The sequence below is a fragment of the Aquabacter sp. DMC10 genome, assembly GCF_056314145.1.
This window is the reverse complement of record NZ_JBQUYX010000008.1, coordinates 323,032-347,679: the sequence shown is the minus strand read 5'-3', so window position 1 is coordinate 347,679 and position 24,648 is coordinate 323,032. Positions and strand designations below refer to the sequence as shown.

The following is a 24,648-nucleotide window of genomic DNA, read 5'->3' as shown; positions in this document are numbered from 1 at the left end:
ACCCAAACTCCTTCGGTTAGAAGGTTGAATCACGACAGGAATTCCAGATCAAGGGCTTGATTGGGTTTTAGCCCTAGGGCGTGGGAGCTCCGGGGGATCTCAAGGCCTTCGGCCGCAGCCGCGCGGGCCATGGCAGAGGCGCGTGCCGGAGGGAAGATCATCGCAGCGCGCGTCCCTGGGCTCGACGAGCCGCTGTGCAAGCCGGGTGATTGGCCGTTCCCCGGTCTTACGACCTTCGCCTGAGGGGGCGAGCTTGTCCCCTATGCAAACGGGCGCCCGAAGGCGCCCGTTCCTGGTGTGTGATGTGCGTCAGGCGTGATGTGCGGCGCCGCCGGGCCTCAGCGGCGGAAGCCGCCGAAGCCACCACCCCCGCCAAAGCCGCCCCCGCCGCCAAAGTGGCCGCCGCCGAACGGGCTTCCACCGCCGCCGCCGAAGCGGTCACCGCCGCCGAACGGTCCGCCGCCGCCCCCGCCGAAGTTGCGGGCCTGGCTCTCGCGGTTGAACTGGCTCATGTCCGCATTGCGGTCCACAGGCTGCCAGCCATTGCCGGTGTTGCGGCTCCAGCCGTCGGCGGAGTGCTGGTACACGTTGCCATTTCGGTCGGTATAGACGTTGCCGTTGTTCCAGGCGACCGAATTGCCGGTCTTGGTGTTGGTGGCCACGCCTTTGCTGTCCACGTTCAGCTGGCCATTCTCACGGCTGACGTCGGTGGTCGAGGCATGGGCGGTGCCTGAGGTGGGATTGTAGCCCGCCGAGGCGCGGTTGGCGTCGAAATTGCCGGTATAGGCGTTGCCCGTCACGCTGGCGCTCGAGGCTCCCCGCGCACCGGTATAGGGATTGTACCGGCTGGTGTCGCGCGCCGCGCCGTAATTGCCCGTGTAGGGATTGAAGGCAGCGGCGGAGCGGCCGGCGAAGTCGGTGCCGCGGGCGGTGGTGCCGTCCCACGCGCGCGCCGACCAGTTGGTGCCGTTCCAGGTGGTGCCCCAGGCATGGTTCACCGTGGCGTCGGCGCCCCAGCGGCCATAGATGTTGGTCTGGTTGATGTTCACATTGGTCCAGTGGCCGCCATAAGGACCAGCGCCCCAATAGGGTCCCCAATAGGGGCTGACCGCCGCGCCCCAGGCCCAGCCGGCGGCGAAGCCATAGGCAAAGCCCACTTCCGCCCCATAGGCAAAGCCCGCGCCATAGCCATAGGTGACCGGGCAGCCATACCACCAGGTGGCGCCCGCATAGCCGTTGCAGGCATAGCCGGTGCCATAGACCACGGTGCCGCCGTCCACCACCAGCACGCCCAGATAGCCCGGCGTATAGCCGACCACCACCGTGTCGGATTCCACCGAATAGACCCGCACATAGGTCACGTAATAGACGGGAGAATCCACCGGGATGGTGTAGATGACCGCGGGCACCGAGGTTGCCACCCGCCACGGGCCGGTGGGGCTCTTGGACACGAACCAGACGCCGTTCTGGACCATGTAATAAGCGGTCGGCGAGACCTCGATCACGGCCACGGAGGTGTTCACCGCATATTTCAGGGTGGTGCCTTCGATGGCCACGAATTGCGGCGCCCCCTGATAGACCACGGTGGCGGTGGTGGACTTTTTCACCTTGGACGTCTGCGGAATGGTGGCCGCGATGGCCGCCTCCTGGGCCTGCGGCGTGCCGGCCACCGAAACCAGGGCATTGGCCTTGGGGTCATGGGGCGAGATGTTCTTGAAGTCCGCCGGCAGGGCGTTGGACGGCACGAACGCCCAAGGACCCTGGAGCCCGCGGCTGCGGAACCAGCGCCCGGAAATCAGCACGTAGAAGTCGTTGTTGGACGGGTCCATGAACACCGCATGGTCGGCATTGCTCATGGTCAGGAGCTGGGTGCCCTGGACCGGCAGCATTTGCGGCTGGCCGTTGGTCTGGATCAGCTCCGTCGGCACGGTGGAGACCATGATGGCCGGGGGCGGGGTGATCGGCTTGCCGTCCTTGCCCAGCAGCGGATCGGGGCTGCCGGTCTTGGCCGCGGCCTTGGCCGCCGCCTGCAGGGCGGAGGATGGCGCGGGCGTCACCAGCCAGGTGCCCTCAAGGCTCGCGGTCTCATACCAGGCGCCCGCCGCCTGGAGATGATAGAGGCCAGCCTGGTCGCGCAGCATCAGCGGGCGAGTGTTGATGACCCGCTGGAAACCGGACACCCCCTCGATGGGGCGCAGCACCGGTTCGCCGGAGATGGGCACGAGAATGGTCAGCGTGTCCGTGAAGACGATGCGCGGGGGATTGTTGTCCACCGGCTGGGTCTTCAGCTTGGCGATCTCCTGGTTGACCGCATAGCTGGCCTGAACCTGGTTGAGCGAGGTGGTGATGCCGTCCTTCGGCAGGCGCGCCTCGATGGCCTGGCGGACAGTGGCCGCCTTGTCGGGCGCAGTGGGCACTTCCACCCGGGAGATGGTGATGGTGTCGAAATGGACGAGGCCGGCGGCCTTGTCGATGGTCGCATCGGCGGTGAATTCCACCATGCCGTAAATGGGCGACCCGTTCTTCGGGCCGAGGGCAATGGCCGACCGCCCCGTGACCTTATTGCCGTCCAGGCTGTCAATTTGCGGCTCGTAGATCTCGAGCCGGTTGTCGCCCACGTCGAAATCGCGCGGCCAGGCCACGCCGGGCGTGCCGAGGGGGGCATTCTGCGTCTGTGCAGGAGGCTGTTGCGCATAGGCGACCGGCGGCAGGACCAGGCCGGTCATAGTGAGCGCCAGGATGATACCCCGGCTCACGGCTGAGGCCGAACCCATTCTTCATCTCCCTTGATGCAAACCGCGCGAGGCGAAGCTCTAGCACTCCAGCGGTGGTGATGCGCTAGCACTATTTGACCGTGCCGACGCCCTGCCGCCATGCCGGAAGCGCCATGATGCCCGGCCGCAGCGGGCCGGGCGATCAAAAGTTCGGGGGGAGATAGGGGCAGGCGACAGGAGCGGGCGCCCCCGGCTGGGGGCGCCCTGCCGGGCGGCCCGATCAGCGGCGATCGTGATCGCCGTGATGCTCGTCCTCGTGATGCTCCTCGTGATGCTCCTCGTGGTGGCCTTCCTCCCGGTGGGCGGAATGGTCACCCCGATCCTCAGACCGCCGGGCGCTGTCGTCCCGGCGGTCGTCACGATTTCGGTCCTCGCTGGACCGATTGTCGCGCTCCCGGTCCTCGCCGTCCCGGCGCGCGTCGGCGCCCGAACGGTCCGTGCCGGCCTCGTCCCGTCCGCGCCCGCGGTCACCGCTTGTGGCGGCATCGCTTGGGCGGTCGGCAGAGCGGGCGTCCCGCGCGGCATCATCTTGCGATGCAGGCCGTGTCTGCTTGTCAGAGTTCTTGTTGTCCGAGGGCGTCTGGGGACCCAGTTCGCCCGGGGTGCCGGTTCGCGAGGTGGAGCCTTTTTGCTCGCTCGGGCTCAGGCCCTGGCTGGCGTCGGACTTGCCGCCGCCTCCCGACTGGGGTTGGCGGGCAGGTCCCGGCCCCTGGGGCGTCCCGCCCCTGTTCTGCGATCCGCTGCCATTGGGCTCGGCCGGTCCCGGTCCCTGGTGGGTGTCGGGCTGGCCGGAGGCACCGCCTTGGCTGGGGCGGGCAGGCCCCGGTCCCTGCGGCGTCCCTCCCCTGGTCTGCGATCCGCTGCCATTGGGCTCGGCCGGTCCTGGCCCCTGGTGGGTGTCGGGCTGGCCGGAGGCACCGCTTTGGCTGGGGCGGGCAGGCCCCGGTCCCTGGGGCGTCCCGCCCCTGGTCTGCGATCCGCTGCCATTGGGCTCGGCCGGTCCTGGCCCCTGGTGGGTGTCGGGCTGGCCGGAGGCGCCGCCTTGGCCGGGGCGTGCGGGGCCCGGTCCCTGGGGCGTCCCGCCCCTGTTCTGCGATCCGCTGCCATTGGGCTCGGCCGGTCCCGGTCCCTGGTGGGTGTCCGGCCGCCCGTCCGGGCCGATGTTGCCGTGATCGCCATTCTGGCCCCGGTTTCCATCCCCGCCGGGATTGGAGCCCGACGGATTGTGCGGGTCGGGACGGTTGCGGCCATTATTGTTATTGTTGTTGTCGCTGTTCCGGTTGTTGCTGTTGCGGTTGTTATCGTTATTGTTGTCGTTGTTGTGATTGTTGTTATAGGTGTTGTGGTTGTCGTTGTTGATGATGGTGGTGTGATTGTTGTTGTAGGTGTTGTGGATATTCACATTCTGCGACATGTAGCGGCCGCCATAGGCGCTGAAACCGCCATAGCCGAACCCGATGCCGCCAGCGCCGATGCTGACCCCCACACCGCCCCAGGCGCCATGGGACCAGGCGGAGACCCCAAACCCGACGCCACCCCAGCCGCCGCCCACGGCGACACCCTCGCCCCAGCGGCCATAGATGTTGGCGGCGCCCACATCGGCGAAGCCCCAGCCGCGCCCATAAGGGGTCGCCCCCGCATAGGGACCCCAGCCCGGGCCCGCGCCGCCGCCCCAGGACCAGCCCGGCGAAAACCCGTAGCCAAAGCCGCGCGGCCCGGCGGCAAAGCCGGCGCCCACGCCATAGGTGACGGGGGGCGCGATCCAGCGTGTGCCCACATAGCCGGGTGTCACATAGCCGGAGCCGTACACCACGGTGCCGCCCGGTCCCGGCAGAACCCCCATGTAAGCGGGCGTATAGCCGGTGATGACGCTGCTGCCGCTGGTGCCATAGACCCGCACGCCGGTCACATAGTGGACCGGCGAAGCAGCGGGAATGGAGTAGATGGCGTCAGGCACGGAGGTGGCGACCCGCCACGGGCCGGTGGGGCCGGGGGCTGAGAACCAGACGCCGTTGGAGACGGTATAGAGCTGGTCGGGGGCCACGCGGATGACCGGCGTCGCGGTGTTCTGCGCATAGGACAGCTGCGTCCCCGAGATGGGCACGAAATGGGGCGCGCCCTCATAGCTCACATTGGCCGTTGCGGAGAGCGGCACAGCGGCCGTCTGCGGCAAGGTGGCGGCGATGGCCGCATTGCGGGCCTGGGGCGTGCCGGCCACCGAGATCAGCACATTGGCCTTGGGATCGGTGGGCGCGATGCGCGCAAAGTCGGCGGGCAGCGCGTCGGGGGCCACATAGGTCCAGGGGCCGCTGGTGGAGGCCGCCGTGAACCAGCGGCCGGAGATCAGGATATAGAGCGCGCCGGTGCCGGGAGTGACGAAGACGGCGTGGTCCGCGTTGTCCCAGGTGGTCAATTGCGTGCCGGCCACCGGCCCCGTCTTGGGCGGCCCGTCGGTCTGGATCAACTCCGTCGGCGTGGTCGCCACCAGGATGGCCGGTGGGTTCACGGGAGGCTGGCCGGAGGGCGGAAGCAGCGGGTCCGTGGGCTGCTGCGCTTCCGCCGCGGTGGCGGCAGCCTGCACGTCCGGGGGCACCTCCGGGGTGGGAATCCAGGGGCCGGACAGCGTGGTCGCCTCATACCAGAGGCCTGCGGCCTTCAAGTGCAGGACCTGGTCCACATCCTTGAGCAGCAAGGCCTGGGTGTTGAGAACCCGCTGGATGCCGGTGCTGCCGGGCACGGCGCGCCAGTCGGGCGGGCCGGCGACCGGGACCAGGAGGCTGGGACCATCGGCAAAGGCGATGGCCGGAGGCGTGGTGTTGACCACTGGCGGCGGGGCGCTGGCCCTGGCCACGTCCGCGGCCACCAGGCTGGCGGGCAGGCTCACAGCCTGGTCGCGCAGCTTCTGCGCCAGCATCTGCCGCACCGCGGACGCGCGGTCCGGCGCCAGGGGAATGTCCAAGTCCGACAGGCGGATGCGAGAGAGGCGCACGGTGCCCGCCGCCGCGTCGGCGCTGGCGGTCGCGGAAAAGGAGGCGCGTCCATAGACGGGCGCCCCGGACGTGGGGCCAAGCGCGAACGCCATGGTGCCGGAGACCTGGTCGCCCGCATAGGACTGGGCTGTGGGAGGATAAAGCTGGAGGGTGTCGTTGCCCACCCGATAGGCGCGGGGCCAATCCGGCTGGCCGATGGCCGAGGTGCTGGAGGGGGCGGCGCCCTGGGCGAAGGCGGCGATCGGGACGGCGATGATCGGGCAGGCGGCGGCGGCAGCGATCACGACGGCGTGCAACACGGGACGACGGGACATGACATCCTCCGTAGAGGCGCGCCTTATACCCGTCATGGCCAAGGTCCGGCGATATAATATTTTGTAATGAAACGTTTTTTAGCTGTCGAACGGGTGCGGGCGCGCCTGTTGCGCGCCCGCTTTCTTCATCCTGGGGTGGCGATGCTCACTCCGCCGCTTGCGGCCCCTGCGGCATCTTCTGCTGCTGGGCGGTCTCGGAGGCCTTGGCGCGGGTCATCTCGGCCAAAGCGGCGCGCACGCCCGCGCCATATTCGGGATGGACCTTCTCGAAATGGCCGAGCTGGCGCTCGATGATGAAGTCCGGCACCCCGAACATGGCTTCCGCCAGGTTGAGGAACAGGCGCTGGCGCTGGCCGGCATCGAACAGCTCGAACAAAGCCCGGGGCTGGGAATAATCGTCATTGCCCACCCGGTGGCTGTAGCGTTCCGCATCGCCGGAGATCTTGAGCGGGGGCTCCAGATAGGCCGGGTTCTCGACGGCGCCGTTGAACGAGTTGGGCTCGTAATAGGCGTCCGTATTGCCCGTCATCTGCGGGAAGAACCGCATGGCACCGTCCTTGTGGTAGTGGTGGACGGGGCAGCGGGCGGCATTGACCGGCAGGTGCTCATAATGGGTGCCGAGGCGATAGCGGTGGGCGTCCGCATAGGAGAAGATGCGGCCCTGGAGCATCTTGTCCGGCGAGAAGCCGATGCCGGGGATGATGTTGGAGGGCGAGAAGGCGAGCTGCTCGATCTCGTTGAAGTAGTTCTCCGGGTTCCGGTTCAGCTCGAGGATGCCGACATCGATCGGCGGATATTCGCCGTGCGGCCACACCTTGGTGAGATCGAACGGATTGTAGGAGGTCTTCTCCGCATCCGTCTCCGGCATGATCTGGACCTGCATCTTCCACTTGGGGAAGTCGCCCTTCTCGATGGACGAGAACAGGTCTTCCTGGGTGGACTCACGGGTCCGGCCCACCACCTGGGCGGCTTCCGCATTGGTCCAGTGGCGATGGCCCTGCAGGGTCTTGAAGTGGAACTTCACCCAGAAGCGCTCACCCTCCGCATTGATGAAGGAGAAGGTGTGCGAGCCGTAGCCGTTCATGTGCCGCACGTCGGTGGGCAGGCCGCGGTCGGAGAACAGGATGGTCACCTGGTGCAGGCTCTCGGGCGAGAGCGACCAGAAGTCCCACATGGCGGTGGGGGAGCGCAGGTTGGTCTTGGGGTGGCGCTTCTGCGTATGGATGAAGTCCGGGAACTTATAGGGATCGCGCACGAAGAAGACGGGGGTGTTGTTGCCAACCAGATCCCAATTGCCTTCCTCGGTGTAGAATTTCAGCGCGAAGCCGCGCACGTCGCGCTCGGCATCCGCCGCGCCCAGCTCACCGGCGACGGTGGAGAAGCGCAGGATCATGTCGGTCTTCTTGCCCACCTGCGAGAACAGCTTCGCCTTGGTGTAGCGGGAAATGTCGTTGGTGATGGTCAGGGTGCCATGGGCGCCCCAGCCCTTGGCGTGCACCACACGCTCGGGGATGCGCTCGCGGTTCTGGTGCGCGAGCTTTTCCACCAGCTGATAGTCCTGCAGCAGGACCGGGCCGCGGGCGCCCGCGGTCAGCGAGTTCTGGTTGTCGCCGACAGGTGCGCCGGCCGTGGTGGTCAAAGTCGGCTTGGTCATTGGGACGTCCCCTTTTCTCGCCACCCGGCGGGCGGCCAAGTTCCGTTTCGGCGCGCACTGTGGCCCGCGACGAAGATCAGCACAAATCAGTTTACATGCGTTCTATGATAATTTTATCTTATCACATGCTCTCCACCCGACAGCTCCGCTATTTCGAGACCCTCGCTCGCCACCTGCATTTTGGCCGCGCCGCCGAGGAATGCGCAGTCACCCAGCCGGCCTTGTCCATGCAGATCCGGGACATGGAGGCCTATCTCGGTGTCGAGCTGGTGGAGCGCGGCCGCACCGGCGTGCGCCTCACCGCCGCAGGGGAGGAGGCGGTGGAGCGGGCGCGCGGGGTGCTCGCCGCGCTGGCAGACTTGGAGCGCTCGGTCCGGGCCCGGGGGCGGCTCCTGGAAGGCCGGCTGCGCCTCGGCGTCATCCCCTCGGTGGCGCCCTATCTGCTGCCGCGCCTGCTGCCGGAGGTGGGGCGTCTTTATCCGGGCCTGGAACTGGCGCTCCGCGAGACCCAGACGGAGCAATTGCTGGCGGAATTGTCCACTGGCAGCCTGGACTTGGTGATCCTGTCGCTGCCGGTCGAGGACCCGGCGCTGGCCAGCCTTGCCTTGTTCGACGACGCCTTCCTCCTCGCCGTGTCGGAGGCGGGGGCGCGGCCCTTGAGTGGCCTGGCCTCGCCGGACCAGCTGGCGCCCGAGGACCTGCTCCTGCTGGAGGACGGCCACTGCTTCCGCGACCAGGCGCTCCAGGTGTGCGGCACCATGGACCAGCGCCGGCTGCGCCGTTTCGGCGCCACCAGCCTGTCCACGCTGGTGCAATTGGTGGCCAACCAGCAGGGCGTGACCCTTCTGCCGGAAATGTATGTGACCAGCGAGGGCGGCCATATTCCCCGGGTGCATCTTCTGCGCTTTCCAGATCCCCAGCCCTATCGCACCATCGGCCTGGTCTGGCGGCGGACACTGCCCTTCACGGGGGATGTGGAGGCGTTTGCGCGGCTTGTCGAAAGCTGCCGGCCGGGGCTCGAGCCGCCGCCGCGGCTCCCGGCGGGCGCCGGGACGGCCCGGCGATCGGATGGAACGGGGCGGGATGGCGCGGGGTGAAACCCTGCCATGCCTTGCCTCCGGTGCGGTTCGCGGCTAATCCCCGCTGACAGTGCGAGGATGACATGGCTCAGGACGGTCTCAACTATCGTGACGCGGGCGTCGACATCGATGCCGGCAACCGGCTGGTGGATCTCATCAAGCCGCTGGTGAAGGCGACCGCCCGGCCGGGCGCGGACGCGGACATCGGTGGCTTCGGCGGGGTCTTCGACCTGCGCCGTGCCGGCTTCACCGATCCCCTGCTCATTGCCACCACCGACGGCGTCGGCACCAAGCTGAAGATCGCCATCGATACCGGCTGCCACGACACCATCGGCATCGACCTGGTGGCCATGTGCGTCAACGACCTGGTGGTGCAGGGGGCCGAGCCCCTCATGTTCCTGGACTATTTCGCCACCGGCCGGCTGTCGCCGGAGGTGGGCGCGCAGATCGTCGCCGGCGTCGCCCGCGCCTGCCGGGAATCCGGCTGCGCCCTCATCGGCGGCGAGACGGCGGAAATGCCGGGCATGTATCGCGACGGCGACTATGACCTGGCCGGTTTCGCGGTGGGCGCCGTGGAGCGCCATGCCCTGCTGCCGCGCCCGGACGTGGCGCCCGGCGACGTGATCCTGGGCCTCGGCTCCGCCGGTGTTCACTCCAACGGCTATTCGCTGGTGCGCCGCATTGTCGAACGCTCGGGACTGGCCTGGAGCGATCCGGCCCCCTTCGCCCCCGATCAGACGCTGGGGGCGGCGCTCCTCACCCCCACCCGGCTTTATGTGAAGAGCGTGCTGCATGTGGTGCGCGGCACCGGCGCCGTGAAGGCGCTGGCCCATATCACCGGCGGCGGCATCACGGAAAACCTGCCGCGCGTCCTGCCCAAGCGCACCATTGCCCGCATCGACCTCGGCAAGATCGCGGTGCTGCCCGTGTTCAAGTGGCTGGCATCGGCCGGCGGGGTTGACCCCCTGGAGATGCTGCGCGCCTTCAATTGCGGGATCGGCATGGCCGTGGTGGTGCCCGCCGCGGCGGTGGCCCGCGTGTCCAGCGCGTTCGCGGCCGAGGGCGAGCAGGTCTACGAGCTCGGCACCATCGTGGCGGGCGAGGGCGATGCCCGTGTCGCCTATGAGGGGGAACTGGGCCTGCAGGCCTGAACCGGAGACAAGATGCAAAAGAAGCGCACAGCCATCCTCATTTCCGGGCGTGGCTCCAACATGGCCGCGCTGCTGAAGGCGGCGCAGGCGCCGGACTATCCGGCCGAGATCAGCCTCGTGGTGTCCAACCGCGCCGATGCCGCGGGCCTTGAGGTGGCGGCGGCCGCCGGCATCCAGACCATGGTGCTCAGCCACAAGGACTTCAAGGACCGCATCGCGTTCGACGCGGCCCTCGATGCCAATCTGCGCATCGAGGGGATCGAGATCATCTGCCTCGCCGGCTTCATGCGCTTGCTGACCCCTTGGCTGGTCCAGCGCTGGCGGGACCGCATGATTAATGTGCACCCCTCCCTCCTGCCGAGCTTCAAGGGCCTGGATACCCATGAGCGGGCCTTGGCGGCGGGCGTGCGCTTCCATGGGTGCACGGTGCACCTGGTGCGCGCGGAAATGGATGAGGGTCCCATCGTGCTCCAGGCAGTGGTGCCGGTGCAGCCGGGTGATACGCCCGATAGCCTCGCCGCCCGGGTGCTGGAGCAGGAACACGTCATCTATCCCGCCGGCCTTGCCTTGCTGGCCAGCGGGCGGCTCAGAGTGGAGGACGAGCGCGTGGTCCTTGCGGACGTGACCGCACCCCGCCAGGTCCTCATCTCGCCTGACATCTGAAGACGGCCCGGCCGATCAGGCCGGGACCGCCTCCCGCTCCCCCGCGTCCTCCGCCTTGCGCAGGCGCACGCGATTGTCGTGGAAGGCGGCGCCGCCCACCGGTGCCACCGGGTCCGCGCCGGTCAGCGTATTGATGCCCCGCCCCCCTTTGTGGGCGCCATTGGGGTGAATCTGCTCGGCCACCACCACCCCCCGGCGCAAGCCGTCGAAGAGCCGCGCGTGAAGCTCCACGCTGCCGCGCGGGTTGGACACTTCCACCCGATCGCCGTCCGCGAGCCCGAGCCCGGCCGCATCCTCCGGGTGGATGAGCAGGCTGGGGGCGCCCTCGCGCTTCTGGGAGGTGGGGGTCTGGTTGAAGGTGGAGTTGAGGAAATTGCGCGCCGGCGCGGTCACCAGCCGGAACGGGTGCTCGGGGGTTGCCTCCTCGATCACCGCCCAATGGTCCGGCAGCTCCGGCATGTCCTCATAGGGGCCGAAGCGGCCGGGGGCGGGCAGGGGGACCTTGGCCCAGTCCGGCTTCAGATGGAACCGCCCGTCCCGATGGCCGAAGCCTTTCAGATAATGGGCGGTCTCGAAATCGGGCTGCACATCGATGAAGCGCGCCGCCTCCAGTCCTTCCAGGTCGCCGCGCCCGGATTCGCGCAAGGTCCAGTCGATGATCTTGCGCGGCGTCATGGCAAAGCCGGGATGGGCGGCGCCGAGCCGGCGGGCCAGCGCGCAGATCACGTCGTGGTTGGAGCGGCATTCCCCCGGTGGCTCCACCAGCTTGGGACCCAGCAGAATGTGCTGGTGGCCGCCGCTCTGGTAGAGGTCGTCATGCTCCGTGAACATGGTGGCGGGCAGGACAATGTCCGCCTGCCGGGCGGTCTCGGTGAGGAAATGCTCGTGTACGGCCACGAACAGGTCGTTACGGGCAAAGCCGCGCTTCACCCGCTCCTGGTCGGGGGCCACGCTCATGGGATTGGTGTTCTGGATCAGCAGCGCCTTCACCGGGGGGCCGCCACACAGCGCCTCCCGGTCGCCTTCGAGGATGGCGCCGATGCGGGACTGGTCGAGCTGACGGACGGCGGGGTCGAGCCGGTCGAGGCCCTCGATCAGGGTCTTCTTCAGGCGGTAGATGCCCGTGTTGGAATGGAAGGCGCCGCCGCCCTCATGCTGCCAGGCCCCGCTCACCACGGGAATGGAGGCGATGGCATGCATGTTGACCGCGCCGTTGCGGCTGCGGGAGAGGCCATAGCCGATGCGGAAATAGGAGCGCGGGGTCGCGCCCACCAGCGCCGCGAAGGCCTCGATCTCGTCCACCGACAGGCCGGTGATGGCGGACGCCCAGGCCGGATCGCGGCTCTGCAAATGGACTTCGAGCGCCGCCGCGTCCCGGGCGTAGCGGGACAGATAGGCCCGGTCGGCGCGGCCGTCGCGGAACAGGACGTGCATGACGGCGCAGGCCAGTGCCCCATCGGTGCCCGGACGCAGCAGCAGGGGCAGGTCCGCCTGTTCCATGGTGGGGGTGCGATAGACGTCCACCACCGCGATCTTGGCGCCCCGTTCCTTACGGGCACGGACCGCGTGGGTCATCACATTGACCTGGGTGGCCACCGCATTGGTGCCCCAGATGACCACCAGGTCCGAGCGGCCGATCTCGCGGGGATCGGCCCCCGCCAGCCGCCCCGTGCCGGCCATGTAGCCGCTCCAGGCGGGGTTCACGCAGATGGTGGAGAAGAAGCGGGAATAGCCCTTGGTGTGGGTCAGCCGGTTGATGCCGTCCCGCATCACCAGCCCCATGGTGCCGGCATAGAAATAGGGCCACACCGAGGGGGCGCCGAAATGCCGTTCGGCGGCCAGCAGCCCCTCCGCGATGCGGTCGAGGGCCTCGTCCCAGGAAATGGGGGTGAACTGGTCGGAGCCTTTGGGGCCGGTGCGGCGCAGCGGCGTCAGCAGGCGGTCCGGGTGGTGGGCACGCTCGGCATAGCGGGCCACCTTCGCGCAGATCACGCCCGCCGTGTAGGAATTGTCGGCGGCGCCCCGCACGCGGCCGATGCGGCCATCGTCCAGCACCTCCACCTCAAGGGCGCAGGTGGAAGGGCAGTCATGGGGGCAGACCGAGGGGCGGAGGCCGCGGCCGGAGACCGCGCCGGGAGATACGTGGGACGTCATGCGCGAAGCAACTCCTTCGCGCCCTTATAGCATCCCCGCGCCAAGGCGGCGCGGGGATGCGGGCGGGGATCAGGCGGTTTGCGCCCGGTGGCGGGCCCGCAGCACATAGCCGATGGCGACCACGACGATGGCGCCGACGGTGCTTGCCGCATAATGGGGCAGGTCCGCCGGCTTCAGGCCCGTGGGCGCCTCGGCGTCGGCCTTCACAAGGCTCGGGTCGACCCCCTGGAGCCACTGCAGGGCCATCACGTCGCTGACCAGCATTTCGCCCGCGATCCAGCCCAGCAGCGCCGCGCCGGCCCACACCAGGATGGGGAAGCGGGTGAGGAGGGCCATCACCAGCTGCGAGCCGGCGATGATAAGCGGGATGGTGAGCAGCAGGCCGAAGATGAACAGTTCGGGATGGCCGCGGGAGGCCGCCGCGATGGCCACCACATTGTCGAGGCTCATGACCGCGTCGGCGATGGCGATGGTGCGCACGGCCTTCCACAGGCTTTCGGACGCTTCCACCTCATGGGCATCCCCCTCGCTGTCGGTCACCAGCTTCACGGCGATCCACAGCAGGAGCAGGCCGCCCACCACCTTCAGGAAAGGCACGCCCAGAAGGTAGGAGACCACGAGCGCAAAGAGGATACGCAGGCCCACCGCCGCGCCGGCGCCGAGCAGGATGCCCCAGCGCCTCTGTTTCTGCGGCAGGGATCGGCAGGCAAGGGCGATCACCACCGCATTGTCGCCGGAAAGCAGGAGGTCGATCCAGATGATCTGGAGCAGCGAGAGCCAGAAGGTGGGGGAGCTGAAATCCATGCTGTGTCCTCGTGTGACGTGCACCGGGGGAAACGGGCGTGTCGACGACCTCAGGGGGATGGGATATGACGTTGGGGAATACTCAAAGTGCCGTTACGTATTACCTTACGTCACTTCAAGGGTAAAGAAGAAGGGGGCGGACGGGCCCCCTTCCTGACGCGCGGGATCAGGCCCGTTCGGCCTTGGCCTTGCGCAGACGTCCCACGGTGAAAGAGACGGCCACCACCAGCACGGCGCCGATGGCCGCGGCCGGATGCGCCCAGTGCTCGGCCTTCTCCAGACCGCCCAACAGGTCCACCACCGCAGCATCGGACACCAGCATTTCGCCGGCCACCCAGCCCAGCAGCGCCGCGCCGGCCCAGACCAGCAGCGGGAAGCGGTCCAGCACCGCCATTACCAACGAGCTGCCGGCCACGATCAGCGGGATGGAGATGGCAAGGCCGAGACCCAGCAGCAGCCAGTTGCCATTGGCCACCGCCGCCACCGCCACCACATTGTCGAGGCTCATGACGATGTCGGCCACCGCCACGGTGCCCACCGCCTTCCACAGGCTGTCGCTGGCCTGCACATGGTCATCGCCGTCCTCGCCGGGCAGGGCGAGGTCCACCGCGATCCACATGAGGGCGAGCGAGCCCACCAGCTTCAGCCACGGCAGCACCAGGAGGGTGGCCACGATGCCGGTGAACAGGATGCGCAGGCCGACGGCGACGCCGGCCCCCATGATGATGCCCCATTTGCGGGCCCGCTCCGGCAGGCCGCGGCAGGCCATGGCGATGACCACCGCATTGTCGCCGGACAGCAATATGTTGATCCAGATGATCTGAAGCAGCGCCAGCCAGAGCGCCGGTGAATCAATCGACATCTTTCCCCATCCCTGTGATCCGCGTGTCCGAGATCGCCCGGCCCCGGCTGCTGCGCAGGCGGAGCCGTCAGACTTCCCTTCCCAATGTGCGAGGCGGAGTGACGGGGCAGATCCATGTCGTCTGACCCGATCCGGCTCAAGAACATGCGCCGATCAGCCTGCGCGGGGTCTGATCGAACTGCCTTTCCCGTCCGTCAACACGAGTGCGGGGCCGGGAGCGGATCACATAAATCCGGCCGGTCCGCCCTCTGCGGTGAATGCGTCTGGTGCGCCGTATTATGCATGCCCGAAGGGAAGCTAACGGACGTGCGAAGGGGTCTCAACCAAAACCGGTGATGACGCAACGGTAAAAGATGATGCGGTGCATCTAATGCACCATTTGCGCTGCGGCGCACGCGCCTCCAATGGGGCGACAAGGCCGGCGCCGAAGCTCCGAAGGGCATCGCGGCCCCAAGGTGGGGAAAGCCCCTTTGATCCGTCTCGCTGGCGGCAGGCGCCAACCGCGTGCCGGGGTGACCGCAGCAGGCCGCAGGAGGGAAGCGCTCCCGCCCGGACGAGGCTCGTCCGAGGCGGGAACACCTTTGAGATGCCGGGCGCCGCCGACGGACGGCCGGGGCGCCCCCTCAGCTGGAGCTCAGCCGACGATCTCGTTGCCGGCGAAGAACTGGGCGATCTCCACCTGGGCGTTCTCGACGCTGTCGGAGCCGTGGGCCGAATTGGCCTCGATGGATTCCGCGAACAGCTTGCGGATGGTGCCCTCGGCCGCATTGGCCGGGTTGGTGGCGCCCATCACTTCGCGATACTTGGCCACTGCGTCCTCGCCTTCCAGGACCTGCACCACCACGGGGCCGGAGGTCATGAAGGACACGAGGTCCTTGAAGAAGGGACGCTCGCGGTGCACGCCGTAGAAGGTCTCGGCCTGGGCCTGCGTCATCAGCACGCGCTTCTGCGCCACGATCCGAAGGCCGGCCTTTTCGATCACCGCATTGATCGCGCCGGTAAGATTGCGACGCGTCGCGTCGGGTTTGATGATCGAGAAGGTGCGCTCGATCGCCATGATGACCGTCCTGTCTGTAAATTCCAAGGAATGCCCGCGCCCATGCGCGGACGGGCGCTCTTAGCAGTCAGGACCCCGCGCGGCAAGCAGCGCCGCCGGTCAGCCCGGCTGGCGCTGGAGGAAGACCATGCTCTCGAAATCAAAGACCAGCGTGCCGTCCTGGTTGGTGGCGCTGTTATAGGCGGTGAGCAGGCCGAACTGCGGGCGCGACCGCGACACGGCCTTCTCCCGCGCCTCGGTGGCATAGGTCAGCGTGTCGCCCACATAGACGGGCTTCAGCCAGCGCATCTTGCGAAAGCCGGGGGAGGGGCCGAGCTCGGGCACCGGCAGGCCCTGGGCGAGCCGCTCGGCCACGTTGCGCTCGTTGAAGGCCACGAACAGCTTCATCCACACCGCCGCCGTCTGCCAGCCGGAGGCCACCAGGGCGCCGAAGTGCGTGCGCTTGGCCGCCTCCGGGTCCAGATGGAAGGGCTGGGGGTCGTATTTGCGGGCGAAGGCGAGGATGTCGTCCTGCTCGAACCGGTAGGAGCCTAGCTCCTGCCGCTCGCCGATTTCGATCTCGTCGAGGAATTTCATGCGAGGCGCGCTCCCGGATTGCGGCGGGCGAACAGGATGACGCAGGTCTGCTCGCAAGCGACCGCCCCCTTGGCCTTCACCAGTTCCAGCTTGAACGTCACGAGGCCCATGTCGGGCCGGCTCTTGGAGGTGCGGCTTTCCATGACAGTGCGACGCAGCCGCAATTCGTCGTCCGGGAACACCGGCTCCTTCCAGCGCGTCTCCTCGATCCCCGGCGAGCCGAGGCCGGCGGCCCGGCTGAGGAAGCTGTCGAACAGGAGGCGCATCATGATGGCGCAGGTGTGCCAGCCGGAGGCGGCCAGGCCGCCCAGCATGGAGGCCTGCCCGGCGGCGGGGTCCAGATGCATGGGCTGCGGGTCATATTCCCGCGCAAAATCGAGAATCTCGTCCCGGGTGACGACGTAGGGGGCGGACGTTTTCACGTCGCCCTCCACAAGGTCTTCCCAAAAAATATCGGGCAAATCCGCCTCCCGTTTCTCCCTTGCGTCATAGGGGAGGAAGCCGGGAGGCGGGTCAAGGCGTCAGAGGGTCCACCGCCTTCTGTCCATCCGGATGCGTGCGCTGGCCCGTGCCCGGCGATCAGCCGGGGCGCGATCCGCCGCAGCCCTCAATTGGCGAAGCGGAAGTGCAGCACGTCGCCGTCCTGCACCACATACTCCTTGCCTTCCAGGCGCAGCCGGCCCGCCTCGCGGGCGCCGGCCTCGCCCTTATTCGTCACATAATCCTGGAAGGCGATGGTCTCGGCGCGGATGAAGCCCTTCTCGAAATCCGAGTGGATCACGCCCGCCGCCGCCGGCGCGCGGGTGCCGCGGGTGATGGTCCAGGCGCGGGCTTCCTTGGGGCCGACGGTGAAATAGGTGACGAGGTGCAAGAGGTCGTAGCCGGCGCGGATCACGCGGTTGAGGCCGGGTTCCTCGAGGCCGATGGCGTCCAGATAGTCCTTCTGGTCGTCCGGGGGCAGGACGGCGATCTCGCTCTCGATCTTCGCGGACACCACCACCGCCTTGGCGCCCTCGGCCGCGGCGCGGGCGAAGACGGCGGCCGACAGCGAATTGCCGTCATGCGCCGAGGCTTCCTCCACATTGCACACATAGAGGACGGGCTTGGCGGTCATCAGGCCGAGCATGCCGAAGGCGCGCTCTTCCTCGGGCTTGCGCTCCACGAGGCGGGCTGGCTTGCCCTCGCGCAGCAGCACAAGGGCGCGCTGCATGAGGTCAAGGCTTTCCTTGGCCTCCTTGTCGCCGCCCTTGGCCTTCTTCTCCTGGGCCGCGGCGCGCTTTTCCAGGCTCTCCAGGTCGGCGAGCATGAGCTCGGTCTCGATGGTCTCGATGTCGTCCACGGGAGAGATCTTGCCCTCCACATGGGTCACGTCGCCGTCCTCGAAGCAGCGCACCACATGGGCGATGGCGTCGCATTCGCGGATATTGGCCAGGAACTGGTTGCCCAGCCCTTCGCCCTTGGAGGCGCCGCGCACCAGGCCGGCAATGTCCACGAAGGTGAGGCGGGTGGGGATGATCTGGCCCGAGCCGGCGATGGCCGCCAGCGTGTCCAGGCGCGGATCGGGCACGGCCACTTCGCCCACATTGGGCTCGATGGTGCAGAAGGGATAATTGGCCGCCTGCGCCGCCGCGGTCTGGGTGAGCGCATTAAAGAGCGTCGACTTGCCGACGTTCGGCAGGCCCACGATGCCGCATTTGAAGCCCATGCTCTGCAATCTCTCAAGGACAGGAGGCCGGCGCGCGGCTCCGGCGCGGGACCGGAAGCGACGCGGCAGCAGGTTGGGGGCTCCCTATCACATCGCAGCGGGCGACGGGACAGGGGGATGGGAAAAAGCATGCGGGCGCGCGGGGCGCGGTGCCGCCGTCAGTCCTTCGCGCCCAGCACCTTCTGCGCCCCGAAGCCCTGGGCCTCGAGGAAAAGGTGGGCGCGGTTCTGGAATTCCTCGGGCTTGCCGGCGGCGAACTGGTCGGCAAAATCGGCGCTGGCGGTGCACACCGCCTCCACCCAGGCCCGTTCCGCCTTGCCGAAATCGTTCAGCACATAGGCATGCACCAGCGCCTTGTCGCCGGGATGGCCGATGCCGAGCCGCACCCGCCAATAGTCGTTGCCGCAGAGCGCCGTGATGGATTTCAGGCCGTTATGGCCGGCATTGCCGCCGCCCTTCTTCACCCGCACCTTGGCGGGGGGTAGATCCAGTTCGTCATGGAAGACGACGACCTTGTCGAGGGGGATCTTATAGAAGCGCATGGCCTCGGCCACGGCGCGCCCGCTCTCGTTCATGAAGGTCTCGGGCAGGAGGGCGATGGCCTTCTCGCCGCCCAGCTCACCCTCGCAGGCCGCGCCCTGGAAGCGCCGGCGCCAGGGGGAGAAGCGATGGCGGCGGACAATCGCGTCCACCGCCATGAAGCCGATATTATGCCGGTTGCCGGCATATTTCGGGCCGGGATTGCCGAGCCCCACGAAGAGGAGCATGGGTCAACTCCGGCCCGGTTCCGCTCACGCCGTCGCGGCGGCGGCAGCGGCTTCCTCGGCCTCGAGGGCCGCGGGCGCCACGATGGTGGCGAGGGTGTCGTCGCCGTGCAGCGCGGACACCACGCCCTCGGGCAGGGTCACGCCGGACAGGTGGATGCTGTCGCCGATCTCAAGGCCGGTGACGTCCACATTGATGGCCTCGGGGATGGCTTCGGCGGGGGCATCCAGCGTCACCGCATGGTGCACCACGTTGAGCACGCCGCCGGCCTTCAGGCCCGGGGAGGCTTCCTGATTGACGAAGTGCACGGGCACTTCGACGGTCACATGAGCGCCAGCGGAAACCCGCAGGAAGTCCACGTGCAGGGGCAGGTCCTTGACCACGTCGAGCTGGTAGTCCCGGGGGATCACGCGCAGCTTCTTGCCGTCCACGTCGATGAGAAAGAGCGTGGTCAGAAAGTGGCCGGCATAGATCGTCCGGGTGATCTCCTTGTGGTCCAGGGAGATGGTGATCGGTTCCTGCTTCTCGCCGTAAATCACGGCGGGCACGCGTCCAGCGCGGCGCTCGGCACGGGCGGCCCCCTTGCCGGCCCGCGGGCGCGCCACAGCCTTCAGTTCCTTGATGGCGGTCATGGCACTTGTCCTAGGTTAAAGGGTTCTCTAACGGCCGACGGCCGCTCGCGCGGCCGTCCGGCTTTCGCTCGCGGCACGCCTCCAGGGGGGCGCATGCCTCGGCGAAGGCGCGCTTATAGCTGCGCAGCCCTTCAATTGCAACGGGCCGCCGCGCATGGGAGGGCGGCGCGCGCAGGCCTCGTGGCCGGGCGGGTGGGTTTACTGCGCCACCGGCTCGCCGCCGCAGGTCTTGGGCGGCGTGTATTTGAACCAGTTGCCGCACTTGTCACAGGCGGACAGGGAGAATCCCACAGCCACGACGAGGGCGATACGAACCAAGCTGCGCACCGGCAGACCCCTTACGCATTTGCGCCCCCAGGATAGAGGCAATGGGCGCTTATGACCATCACCACAGCGGACATAAAATACAAAATTTTAATGTTATATAAATCATAGCACGATTGAAATTGACTTTATCGATTATGTGGAGATTATTTACGCAACGTTCCTGTGGAGACCTTCCATGCGCAAAGCCGGGCTTTTTGCCCTCGCGGCCCTTGTGCTGCCGTCCCTCGCCCTCGGTACTTCCGCCCCGGTGCGGGCCGAGACCGACCAACTGCGGATCGCCCAGCAGTTCGGCATCGCCTATCTCCCGCTCATCGTCGCCAAGGAGCGCAAGCTCATCGAGGCGCGGGCGGTGGCGGACGGGGTTCCCAACCTGAAGGTGGAATGGCTGCGCCTCTCGGGGGCGGCGGCCATGAACGATTCCCTCATTTCCGGTGGCCTCGACTTCGCCACCGCCGGGATCGCGCCGGCGATCCTCACCTGGGACAAGACGCGCGGGAAGGTGGACATCTCGCTGGTGGCCTCCCTCGGCTCCATGCCCAACGTGCTGACCACCAACAATCCCAATGTGAAGACCATCAAGGACTTCACCGCCTCTGACCGGATTGCGCTGCCGTCGGTGAAGGTGGGCTTCCAGCCCATCGTGCTGCAGATCGCCGTCGAGAAGACCTTCGGCAAATATGACAAGCTGGACGACCTCACCGTCAGCCTGCCCCATCCCGACGCCACCACGGCGCTTCTGTCCGGCACCGGCGGCATCAGCGCCCACTTCACCTCGCCGCCCTTCTACGAGCAGCAGCTCGCCAGCGGAAAAGTGCACGAGGTGCTCAACAGCTATGACGTGCTGGGCGGGCCACACACCTTCAACGTGGTCTATGCCACCAAGAAGTTCGTGACCGACAATCCCAAGGTCATCCAGGCCTTCGTGGAGGCGCTCGATGAAGCCAATGCCTGGATCAAGGCCAACCCGGCCGAGGCCGCCAAGCTCTATATCGCCGCCGAGAATTCCAAGCTGGACCCGGCCTTCGTGGAGAGCATCATCCGCGATCCGCAGATCAACTTCACCACCACGCCCGAACGGGTCGAAGCCTTCGTGGACTTCGAGTATCGGGTCGGCCTCATCAAGCAGAAGCCCTCCTGGAAGGAGCTGTTCCAGGCCGGCCTCCATGCCAAGAGCGGGAGCTGAGGCCGTGCTCAGTCCCTTGGGGGAAGGCGCGTCCAGCGCGGTGCCGCTCGCCGTGTCCGGCGTCACCTTGCGCTATCGCTCCCAGGCTGGCCTCGTCACGGCGGTGGAGGATGTCTCCTTCTCCATCGGCCGGGGCGAGCGGCTGGCGCTGCTCGGCCCCTCGGGCTGCGGCAAGTCGAGCCTGTTGCGGGCGGTGGGCGGCTTCCTGAAGCCGGAGGCCGGCACCATCCGCCTGAATGGCGCACCGGTGCGCGGCCCCGGCCCCGATCGCATGGTGGTCTTCCAGGAATTCGATCAGCTCATGCCCTGGCTGACGGTGATGGGCAATGTGGCGTTCGCCTTGCGCAAGGCCCGGCGCATGGGCAAGGACGAAGCCCGCCGCGTGGCCCTGGAGTGGGTGGGCCGCGTCGGGCTCGGCTCGTTTGCCCATGCCTTTCCCCATACTCTGTCGGGCGGCATGAAGCAGCGGGTGGCCATCGCCCGCGCCTTCGCCGTGCAGCCGGCCATCCTGCTCATGGACGAGCCGTTTGCCGCCCTCGACGCCCTCTCCCGCCGGCGCATGCAGGATGAATTGCTGGCGCTGTGCGAGGAGACGGGCGCGACCACCCTGTTCGTCACCCACGCCATCGAGGAAGCCGTGCATGTGGGCACGCGCATCCTGGTGCTCTCCCCCCATCCCGGCCGCATCGCCGCCGAATATGATGTGGCGGGGGAGGCGGGGCGTCGCGGCACGGCCCAGTTCGCTGCCCTCGAAGCGGAAATCCAGTCTCGCATCTTCGCCGGCAATGTCCCGCGCGAAGGGAAGGCCGACCATGTCCTCGCGCACGCTTGAAGCCGCCGCCCCCGCCGGGCGGGCGCCCCTGGCCCTCGGCCCGGGCGCGCGGCAGGCCATTCTCCTGGTGGTGCTGGCCGCCATCTGGGAGGCCTATGCCCGCTATCTCAACAATTCCCTGCTGCTGCCCAGCTTCACCGAGACCCTCCAGGCCCTGGTGACGGCGACGCTGAACGGCGAACTGCCCGGGCGGACCGTGGCGTCCCTGTCGGTGCTCTTGTCGGGCTATGGTATCGGCATCGTGCTGGCGGCCGTCATCACCGGGCTCGCGGCCTTGAGCAAATGGGGGGAGAGCCTTCTGAGCCTCCTCACCTCCATGTTCAATCCGCTGCCGGCCATCGCCTTGCTGCCCATCGCCTTGCTGTGGTTCGGCGTCGGCTCGTCCAGCCTCATCTTCGTGACCGTCCATGCGGTGCTCTGGCCGCTGGCCCTGTCCTGCCATGCCGGCTTCCGGGCGGTGCCGCAGACCTTGCGCATGGCCGGGCGAAACCTGGGCCTCGCCGGACCGTCTTATGTCTTCACCTTGCTGGTGCCGGCGGCGCTGCCCTCCATCCTGTCCGGCCTGCGGCTCGGCTGGGCGTTTGCCTGGCGCACCCTGATCGCGGCCGAGATGGTGTTCGGCGCCAGCGCGCGCTCGGGTGGGCTCGGCTGGTTCATATTCACCAACCGGGCGCAGCTCGACACGGCCAATGTCTTTGCCGGCCTGCTGGCGGTGATCCTGATCGGCCTCGTGGTGGAAACCGTCATCTTCGCCACCCTGGCCCGCCTCACCGTGCGGCGCTGGGGGCAAGAGAGTTGAAGGTAGGAGAGCTGAGAGGCGCCCCCTACAAGAAGGTCATCGGGTCCACGTCGATGGCCACCTTCACATTGCCGGTGGGCTTGGGCGCCACCGCCCGCCAGGCGCGCAGATAGGCCGAGAGGTCGTAGCCGCGCGGCGAGCGGGCGAGAAGCCGCCAGCGGTGGCGCCCGCGCAGGATCGCCAAGGGCGCTTCCGCCGGGCCCAGCACACGCACGTCCCGGTCGCGCGGGGCGCTGGCCAGCAGCGCCCGGGCATGGGCTTCCGCCGCCTGGGCCTCGCTCGCCGAGACGATGAGGCTGGCGAGCCGTCCGAAGGGGGGCAGCTGGGCCTCTTCCCGCGCCGCGATCTCGTTTTCGTAGAAGGCGGCCCGGTCGCCCTTCACCAGCGCCTGCATCACCGGATGCTCGGGCATATGGGTCTGGATGAAGCCGCGTCCCTCCGCCGCGCCGCGCCCCGCCCGCCCCGCCACCTGATGCACCAGTTGGAAGGTGCGCTCGGCCGCGCGGGGGTCGCCATGGCCGAGGCCCACATCCGCATCCACCACCCCCACCAGGGCAAGGCCGGGGAAATTGTGCCCCTTTGCCACCAATTGGGTGCCGACGATCACATCGACTTCGCCGTTCGCCACCGCATCCAGCTCCGCCCGCATGCGCTCGATGCCGCCGGTGAGGTCGGAGGAGAGCACCAGAGAGCGCGCGTCCGGGAACAGTGCCGCCACCTCCTCCTGGAGGCGCTCCACCCCAGGGCCGCAGGGAATGAGGCTGTCCTTGGCCTGGCAGCTTGGGCAGGTGTCCGGCACCGGGGCCTGGTAGCCGCAATGGTGGCAGGTCAGACGGCGGCGGAAGCGGTGCTCCACCAGCCAGGCCGAGCAGGAGGGGCAGCGCATGCGATGCCCGCAGCTGCGGCACAAGGTGAGCGGAGCATAGCCGCGCCGGTTGAGGAACAGAAGTGCCTGCCCGCCATCCTCCAGGGTCTGGTTGATCTCGCTTTCCAGGCGCGGGGCGATCCAGCGGCCGCGCGGCGGGCCTTCGCGCCTGAGATCAATGGGCGCAAGGCCCGGCACCTTGGCGCCGCCGAACCGCTCCGGCAAAGGCAGCCGGCGATAGCGCCCGCGCCTTGCATTCACCTCGGTCTCGATAGAGGGGGTCGCGGAAGTGAGCACGATGGGCGCCCCGGCTAGGCGCGCCCGCACCACTGCCATGTCGCGGGCATGATAGGCGACGCCATCATCCTGCTTGTAGGCGGGATCGTGCTCCTCATCGACGATGATGAGGGCGAGGTCCTTGAAGGGCAGGAACAAAGCCGAGCGCGCGCCCGCCACCACCTGCGCCTCGCCCCGCGCCACCGCCGAGAGCAGACGCGCGCGGCGGCGGGTGGAGACGCCCGAATGCCATTCCGCCGGCTTCACCCCGAAGCGGCGGGTGAAGCGGTCGAGGAAGGCCTGGGTGAGGGCGATTTCCGGCAGCAGGATGAGGCATTGCCGCCCTTGCCGCACCGCTTCCGCCACCGCCTCGAAATAGACCTCTGTCTTGCCGGAGCCGGTGACGCCGTCCAGCAGGTGCGGCGCGAAGGCGCGGGCCTCCACCGCTTCTTTCAGGATCTGCGCCACGCCCGCCTGCTCGGGCGAGAGGGTGGGGGCGGCATGGTCGGGATCGGGAGGATAGGCGGCAGGCTCGGGGGGCAGGACCAGGGATTCCAGCACCCCTTCATCCACCAGCCCGTCCACCACGGAGGGCGAGACCCCCGCTTCCCGCGCCGCCTCGCTTTTGCCGCGCACGAAGCCGTCGGCGAGCAGAGCCAGCAGCTTCTCCCGCGCCGCCGAGCGGCGGACCGGGTCCTTGCCGGTGGGCCGTACGCCCACCCGCTCGCGCGCCTCGCCGGGGCTTTCCCCATGGCGCAGCGCCATGCGCAGCACCATGCCGCGGGGGGCCAGGGTATAGTCCGCCATCCAGTCGATGAGGCGCAGAAGGTCGGGGGGCAACGGCTCATAGGCGAGCTTGGCCTTCACCGCCTTCAGCTTGGCCGAGGGCACCACTTGGCTTCCGCCCGCGCGCGGCCAGACGCAGCCGATCATGCCGCGTGATCCCAGCGGCACATGGACGAGATCGCCGGGCGCAAGGTCCAGCCCGTCGGGGACGGCATAGGAATAGGGGGTATCGAGGCCCAGCGGGAGCAGGACATCGACGGTGCGGGCGCTCATGTTCCTCTTTTGATCCGGCGACGCGAAAAGGTCAAAGGCGCCGGCTGCCTCGTCCACCGCTGCAAGAGGGCGTGCCGCCTCGGCTCCCGCACCAAGCGGAAGGGCGGCCATGCGCAGGACACCCTTG

General features: G+C 68.1%; 20 protein-coding genes. 6 read left to right on the top strand and 14 right to left on the bottom strand.

Features of this window, described 5'->3' with window-relative positions; genetic code table 11:
• Nucleotides 1-338 precede the first annotated feature (338 nt).
• The 3 genes from ACT54L_RS21245 to ACT54L_RS21235 all read right to left on the bottom strand — a co-directional run bounded on the left by ACT54L_RS21245 (nt 339) and on the right by ACT54L_RS21235 (nt 7,732).
• Entirely contained in the window at nt 339-2,774 is a 2,436-nt protein-coding gene (locus ACT54L_RS21245) for a carbohydrate-binding family V/XII (protein WP_476087633.1), read from the bottom strand.
• 220 nt (nt 2,775-2,994) lie between these two features.
• Nucleotides 2,995-6,078, bottom strand: coding sequence for a hypothetical protein (locus ACT54L_RS21240; RefSeq protein ID WP_476087632.1), 3,084 nt, complete (start codon nt 6,076-6,078; stop codon nt 2,995-2,997).
• 145 nt (nt 6,079-6,223) lie between these two features.
• On the bottom strand, nt 6,224-7,732 hold the full coding sequence (locus ACT54L_RS21235) for a catalase (protein ID WP_476087631.1): 1,509 nt from the start codon (nt 7,730-7,732) through the stop codon (nt 6,224-6,226).
• Between the two features lie 125 nt (nt 7,733-7,857).
• On the opposite strand from ACT54L_RS21235, the gene ACT54L_RS21230 reads away from it, so the two are divergent.
• The 3 genes from ACT54L_RS21230 to purN all read left to right on the top strand — a co-directional run bounded on the left by ACT54L_RS21230 (nt 7,858) and on the right by purN (nt 10,625).
• Nucleotides 7,858-8,829 carry a hydrogen peroxide-inducible genes activator gene (locus ACT54L_RS21230; RefSeq protein WP_476087630.1) on the top strand — a complete coding sequence of 324 codons (972 nt, stop codon included), beginning with the start codon at nt 7,858-7,860 and terminating at the stop codon, nt 8,827-8,829.
• A 65-nt stretch (nt 8,830-8,894) separates the two neighbouring features.
• Entirely contained in the window at nt 8,895-9,962 is a 1,068-nt protein-coding gene (gene purM, locus ACT54L_RS21225) for a phosphoribosylformylglycinamidine cyclo-ligase (protein ID WP_476087629.1), read from the top strand.
• A gap of 12 nt (nt 9,963-9,974) precedes the next feature.
• Nucleotides 9,975-10,625, top strand: coding sequence for a phosphoribosylglycinamide formyltransferase (gene purN, locus ACT54L_RS21220; protein WP_476087628.1), 651 nt, complete (start codon nt 9,975-9,977; stop codon nt 10,623-10,625).
• 15 nt (nt 10,626-10,640) lie between these two features.
• On the opposite strand, the gene ACT54L_RS21215 is transcribed toward purN, so the two are convergent.
• The 10 genes from ACT54L_RS21215 to ACT54L_RS21170 form a co-directional block, all read right to left on the bottom strand.
• Nucleotides 10,641-12,779: a molybdopterin-containing oxidoreductase family protein gene (locus tag ACT54L_RS21215; protein WP_476087627.1), complete on the bottom strand. Its 2,139-nt coding sequence runs from the start codon at nt 12,777-12,779 to the stop codon at nt 10,641-10,643.
• 69 nt (nt 12,780-12,848) lie between these two features.
• Complete coding sequence (locus ACT54L_RS21210; protein WP_476087626.1) at nt 12,849-13,583, bottom strand: TerC family protein; 735 nt, start codon at nt 13,581-13,583, stop codon at nt 12,849-12,851.
• A 166-nt stretch (nt 13,584-13,749) separates the two neighbouring features.
• Nucleotides 13,750-14,445 carry a TerC family protein gene (locus ACT54L_RS21205; protein WP_476087625.1) on the bottom strand — a complete coding sequence of 232 codons (696 nt, stop codon included), beginning with the start codon at nt 14,443-14,445 and terminating at the stop codon, nt 13,750-13,752.
• A 634-nt stretch (nt 14,446-15,079) separates the two neighbouring features.
• Entirely contained in the window at nt 15,080-15,502 is a 423-nt protein-coding gene (gene ndk / locus ACT54L_RS21200) for a nucleoside-diphosphate kinase (protein WP_209099085.1), read from the bottom strand.
• Between the two features lie 99 nt (nt 15,503-15,601).
• Entirely contained in the window at nt 15,602-16,078 is a 477-nt protein-coding gene (locus ACT54L_RS21195; RefSeq protein WP_476087624.1) for a MaoC family dehydratase, read from the bottom strand.
• A complete protein-coding gene (locus ACT54L_RS21190; RefSeq protein ID WP_476087623.1) occupies nt 16,075-16,539 on the bottom strand; it encodes a MaoC family dehydratase in 465 nt (154 codons plus the stop codon). The genes ACT54L_RS21195 and ACT54L_RS21190 overlap by 4 nt, the downstream gene beginning before the upstream one ends.
• A 146-nt stretch (nt 16,540-16,685) precedes the next feature.
• Nucleotides 16,686-17,783: a redox-regulated ATPase YchF gene (gene ychF, locus ACT54L_RS21185; protein WP_476087622.1), complete on the bottom strand. Its 1,098-nt coding sequence runs from the start codon at nt 17,781-17,783 to the stop codon at nt 16,686-16,688.
• A 158-nt stretch (nt 17,784-17,941) separates the two neighbouring features.
• Nucleotides 17,942-18,550: an aminoacyl-tRNA hydrolase gene (gene pth / locus ACT54L_RS21180; protein WP_476087621.1), complete on the bottom strand. Its 609-nt coding sequence runs from the start codon at nt 18,548-18,550 to the stop codon at nt 17,942-17,944.
• Nucleotides 18,551-18,574: 24 nt separating this feature from the next.
• Nucleotides 18,575-19,180 (bottom strand): 50S ribosomal protein L25/general stress protein Ctc, encoded by a 606-nt coding sequence (locus ACT54L_RS21175; protein WP_476087620.1) that lies wholly within the window; start codon nt 19,178-19,180, stop codon nt 18,575-18,577.
• Between the two features lie 198 nt (nt 19,181-19,378).
• The gene (locus tag ACT54L_RS21170; RefSeq protein ID WP_476087619.1) at nt 19,379-19,507 is read right to left on the bottom strand and encodes a hypothetical protein; all 129 of its coding nucleotides are present in this window, start codon (nt 19,505-19,507) and stop codon (nt 19,379-19,381) included.
• Between the two features lie 175 nt (nt 19,508-19,682).
• On the opposite strand from ACT54L_RS21170, the gene ACT54L_RS21165 reads away from it, so the two are divergent.
• Genes ACT54L_RS21165 through ACT54L_RS21155 form a run of 3 tightly spaced genes read left to right on the top strand, consistent with a single transcriptional unit; the run spans nt 19,683 to nt 22,321 of the window.
• On the top strand, nt 19,683-20,690 hold the full coding sequence (locus ACT54L_RS21165; RefSeq protein ID WP_476087618.1) for an ABC transporter substrate-binding protein: 1,008 nt from the start codon (nt 19,683-19,685) through the stop codon (nt 20,688-20,690).
• Between the two features lie 4 nt (nt 20,691-20,694).
• Nucleotides 20,695-21,522, top strand: a complete 828-nt coding sequence (locus ACT54L_RS21160) for an ABC transporter ATP-binding protein (RefSeq protein ID WP_476087617.1) — start codon at nt 20,695-20,697, stop codon at nt 21,520-21,522.
• Nucleotides 21,503-22,321, top strand: a complete 819-nt coding sequence (locus ACT54L_RS21155) for an ABC transporter permease (RefSeq protein WP_476087616.1) — start codon at nt 21,503-21,505, stop codon at nt 22,319-22,321. The genes ACT54L_RS21160 and ACT54L_RS21155 overlap by 20 nt, the downstream gene beginning before the upstream one ends.
• Nucleotides 22,322-22,346: 25 nt before the next feature.
• On the opposite strand, the gene ACT54L_RS21150 is transcribed toward ACT54L_RS21155, so the two are convergent.
• Entirely contained in the window at nt 22,347-24,521 is a 2,175-nt protein-coding gene (locus ACT54L_RS21150; protein WP_476087615.1) for a primosomal protein N', read from the bottom strand.
• Between the last annotated feature and the right edge of the window lie 127 nt (nt 24,522-24,648).

Excerpts from the sequence above, each read along its gene's own strand:
- ACT54L_RS21245 (WP_476087633.1), bottom strand. The coding sequence starts at position 2,774 with ATGGGTTCGGCCTCAGCCGTGAGCCGGGGTATCATCCTGGCGCTCACT.
- ACT54L_RS21240 (WP_476087632.1), bottom strand. The coding sequence starts at position 6,078 with ATGTCCCGTCGTCCCGTGTTGCACGCCGTCGTGATCGCTGCCGCCGCC.
- ACT54L_RS21235 (WP_476087631.1), bottom strand. The coding sequence starts at position 7,732 with ATGACCAAGCCGACTTTGACCACCACGGCCGGCGCACCTGTCGGCGAC.
- ACT54L_RS21230 (WP_476087630.1), top strand. The coding sequence starts at position 7,858 with ATGCTCTCCACCCGACAGCTCCGCTATTTCGAGACCCTCGCTCGCCAC.
- purM (WP_476087629.1), top strand. The coding sequence starts at position 8,895 with ATGGCTCAGGACGGTCTCAACTATCGTGACGCGGGCGTCGACATCGAT.
- purN (WP_476087628.1), top strand. The coding sequence starts at position 9,975 with ATGCAAAAGAAGCGCACAGCCATCCTCATTTCCGGGCGTGGCTCCAAC.
- ACT54L_RS21215 (WP_476087627.1), bottom strand. The coding sequence starts at position 12,779 with ATGACGTCCCACGTATCTCCCGGCGCGGTCTCCGGCCGCGGCCTCCGC.
- ACT54L_RS21210 (WP_476087626.1), bottom strand. The coding sequence starts at position 13,583 with ATGGATTTCAGCTCCCCCACCTTCTGGCTCTCGCTGCTCCAGATCATC.
- ACT54L_RS21205 (WP_476087625.1), bottom strand. The coding sequence starts at position 14,445 with ATGTCGATTGATTCACCGGCGCTCTGGCTGGCGCTGCTTCAGATCATC.
- ndk (WP_209099085.1), bottom strand. The coding sequence starts at position 15,502 with ATGGCGATCGAGCGCACCTTCTCGATCATCAAACCCGACGCGACGCGT.
- ACT54L_RS21195 (WP_476087624.1), bottom strand. The coding sequence starts at position 16,078 with ATGAAATTCCTCGACGAGATCGAAATCGGCGAGCGGCAGGAGCTAGGC.
- ychF (WP_476087622.1), bottom strand. The coding sequence starts at position 17,783 with ATGGGCTTCAAATGCGGCATCGTGGGCCTGCCGAACGTCGGCAAGTCG.
- pth (WP_476087621.1), bottom strand. The coding sequence starts at position 18,550 with ATGCTCCTCTTCGTGGGGCTCGGCAATCCCGGCCCGAAATATGCCGGC.
- ACT54L_RS21175 (WP_476087620.1), bottom strand. The coding sequence starts at position 19,180 with ATGACCGCCATCAAGGAACTGAAGGCTGTGGCGCGCCCGCGGGCCGGC.
- ACT54L_RS21165 (WP_476087618.1), top strand. The coding sequence starts at position 19,683 with ATGCGCAAAGCCGGGCTTTTTGCCCTCGCGGCCCTTGTGCTGCCGTCC.
- ACT54L_RS21155 (WP_476087616.1), top strand. The coding sequence starts at position 21,503 with ATGTCCTCGCGCACGCTTGAAGCCGCCGCCCCCGCCGGGCGGGCGCCC.
- ACT54L_RS21150 (WP_476087615.1), bottom strand. The coding sequence starts at position 24,521 with ATGAGCGCCCGCACCGTCGATGTCCTGCTCCCGCTGGGCCTCGATACC.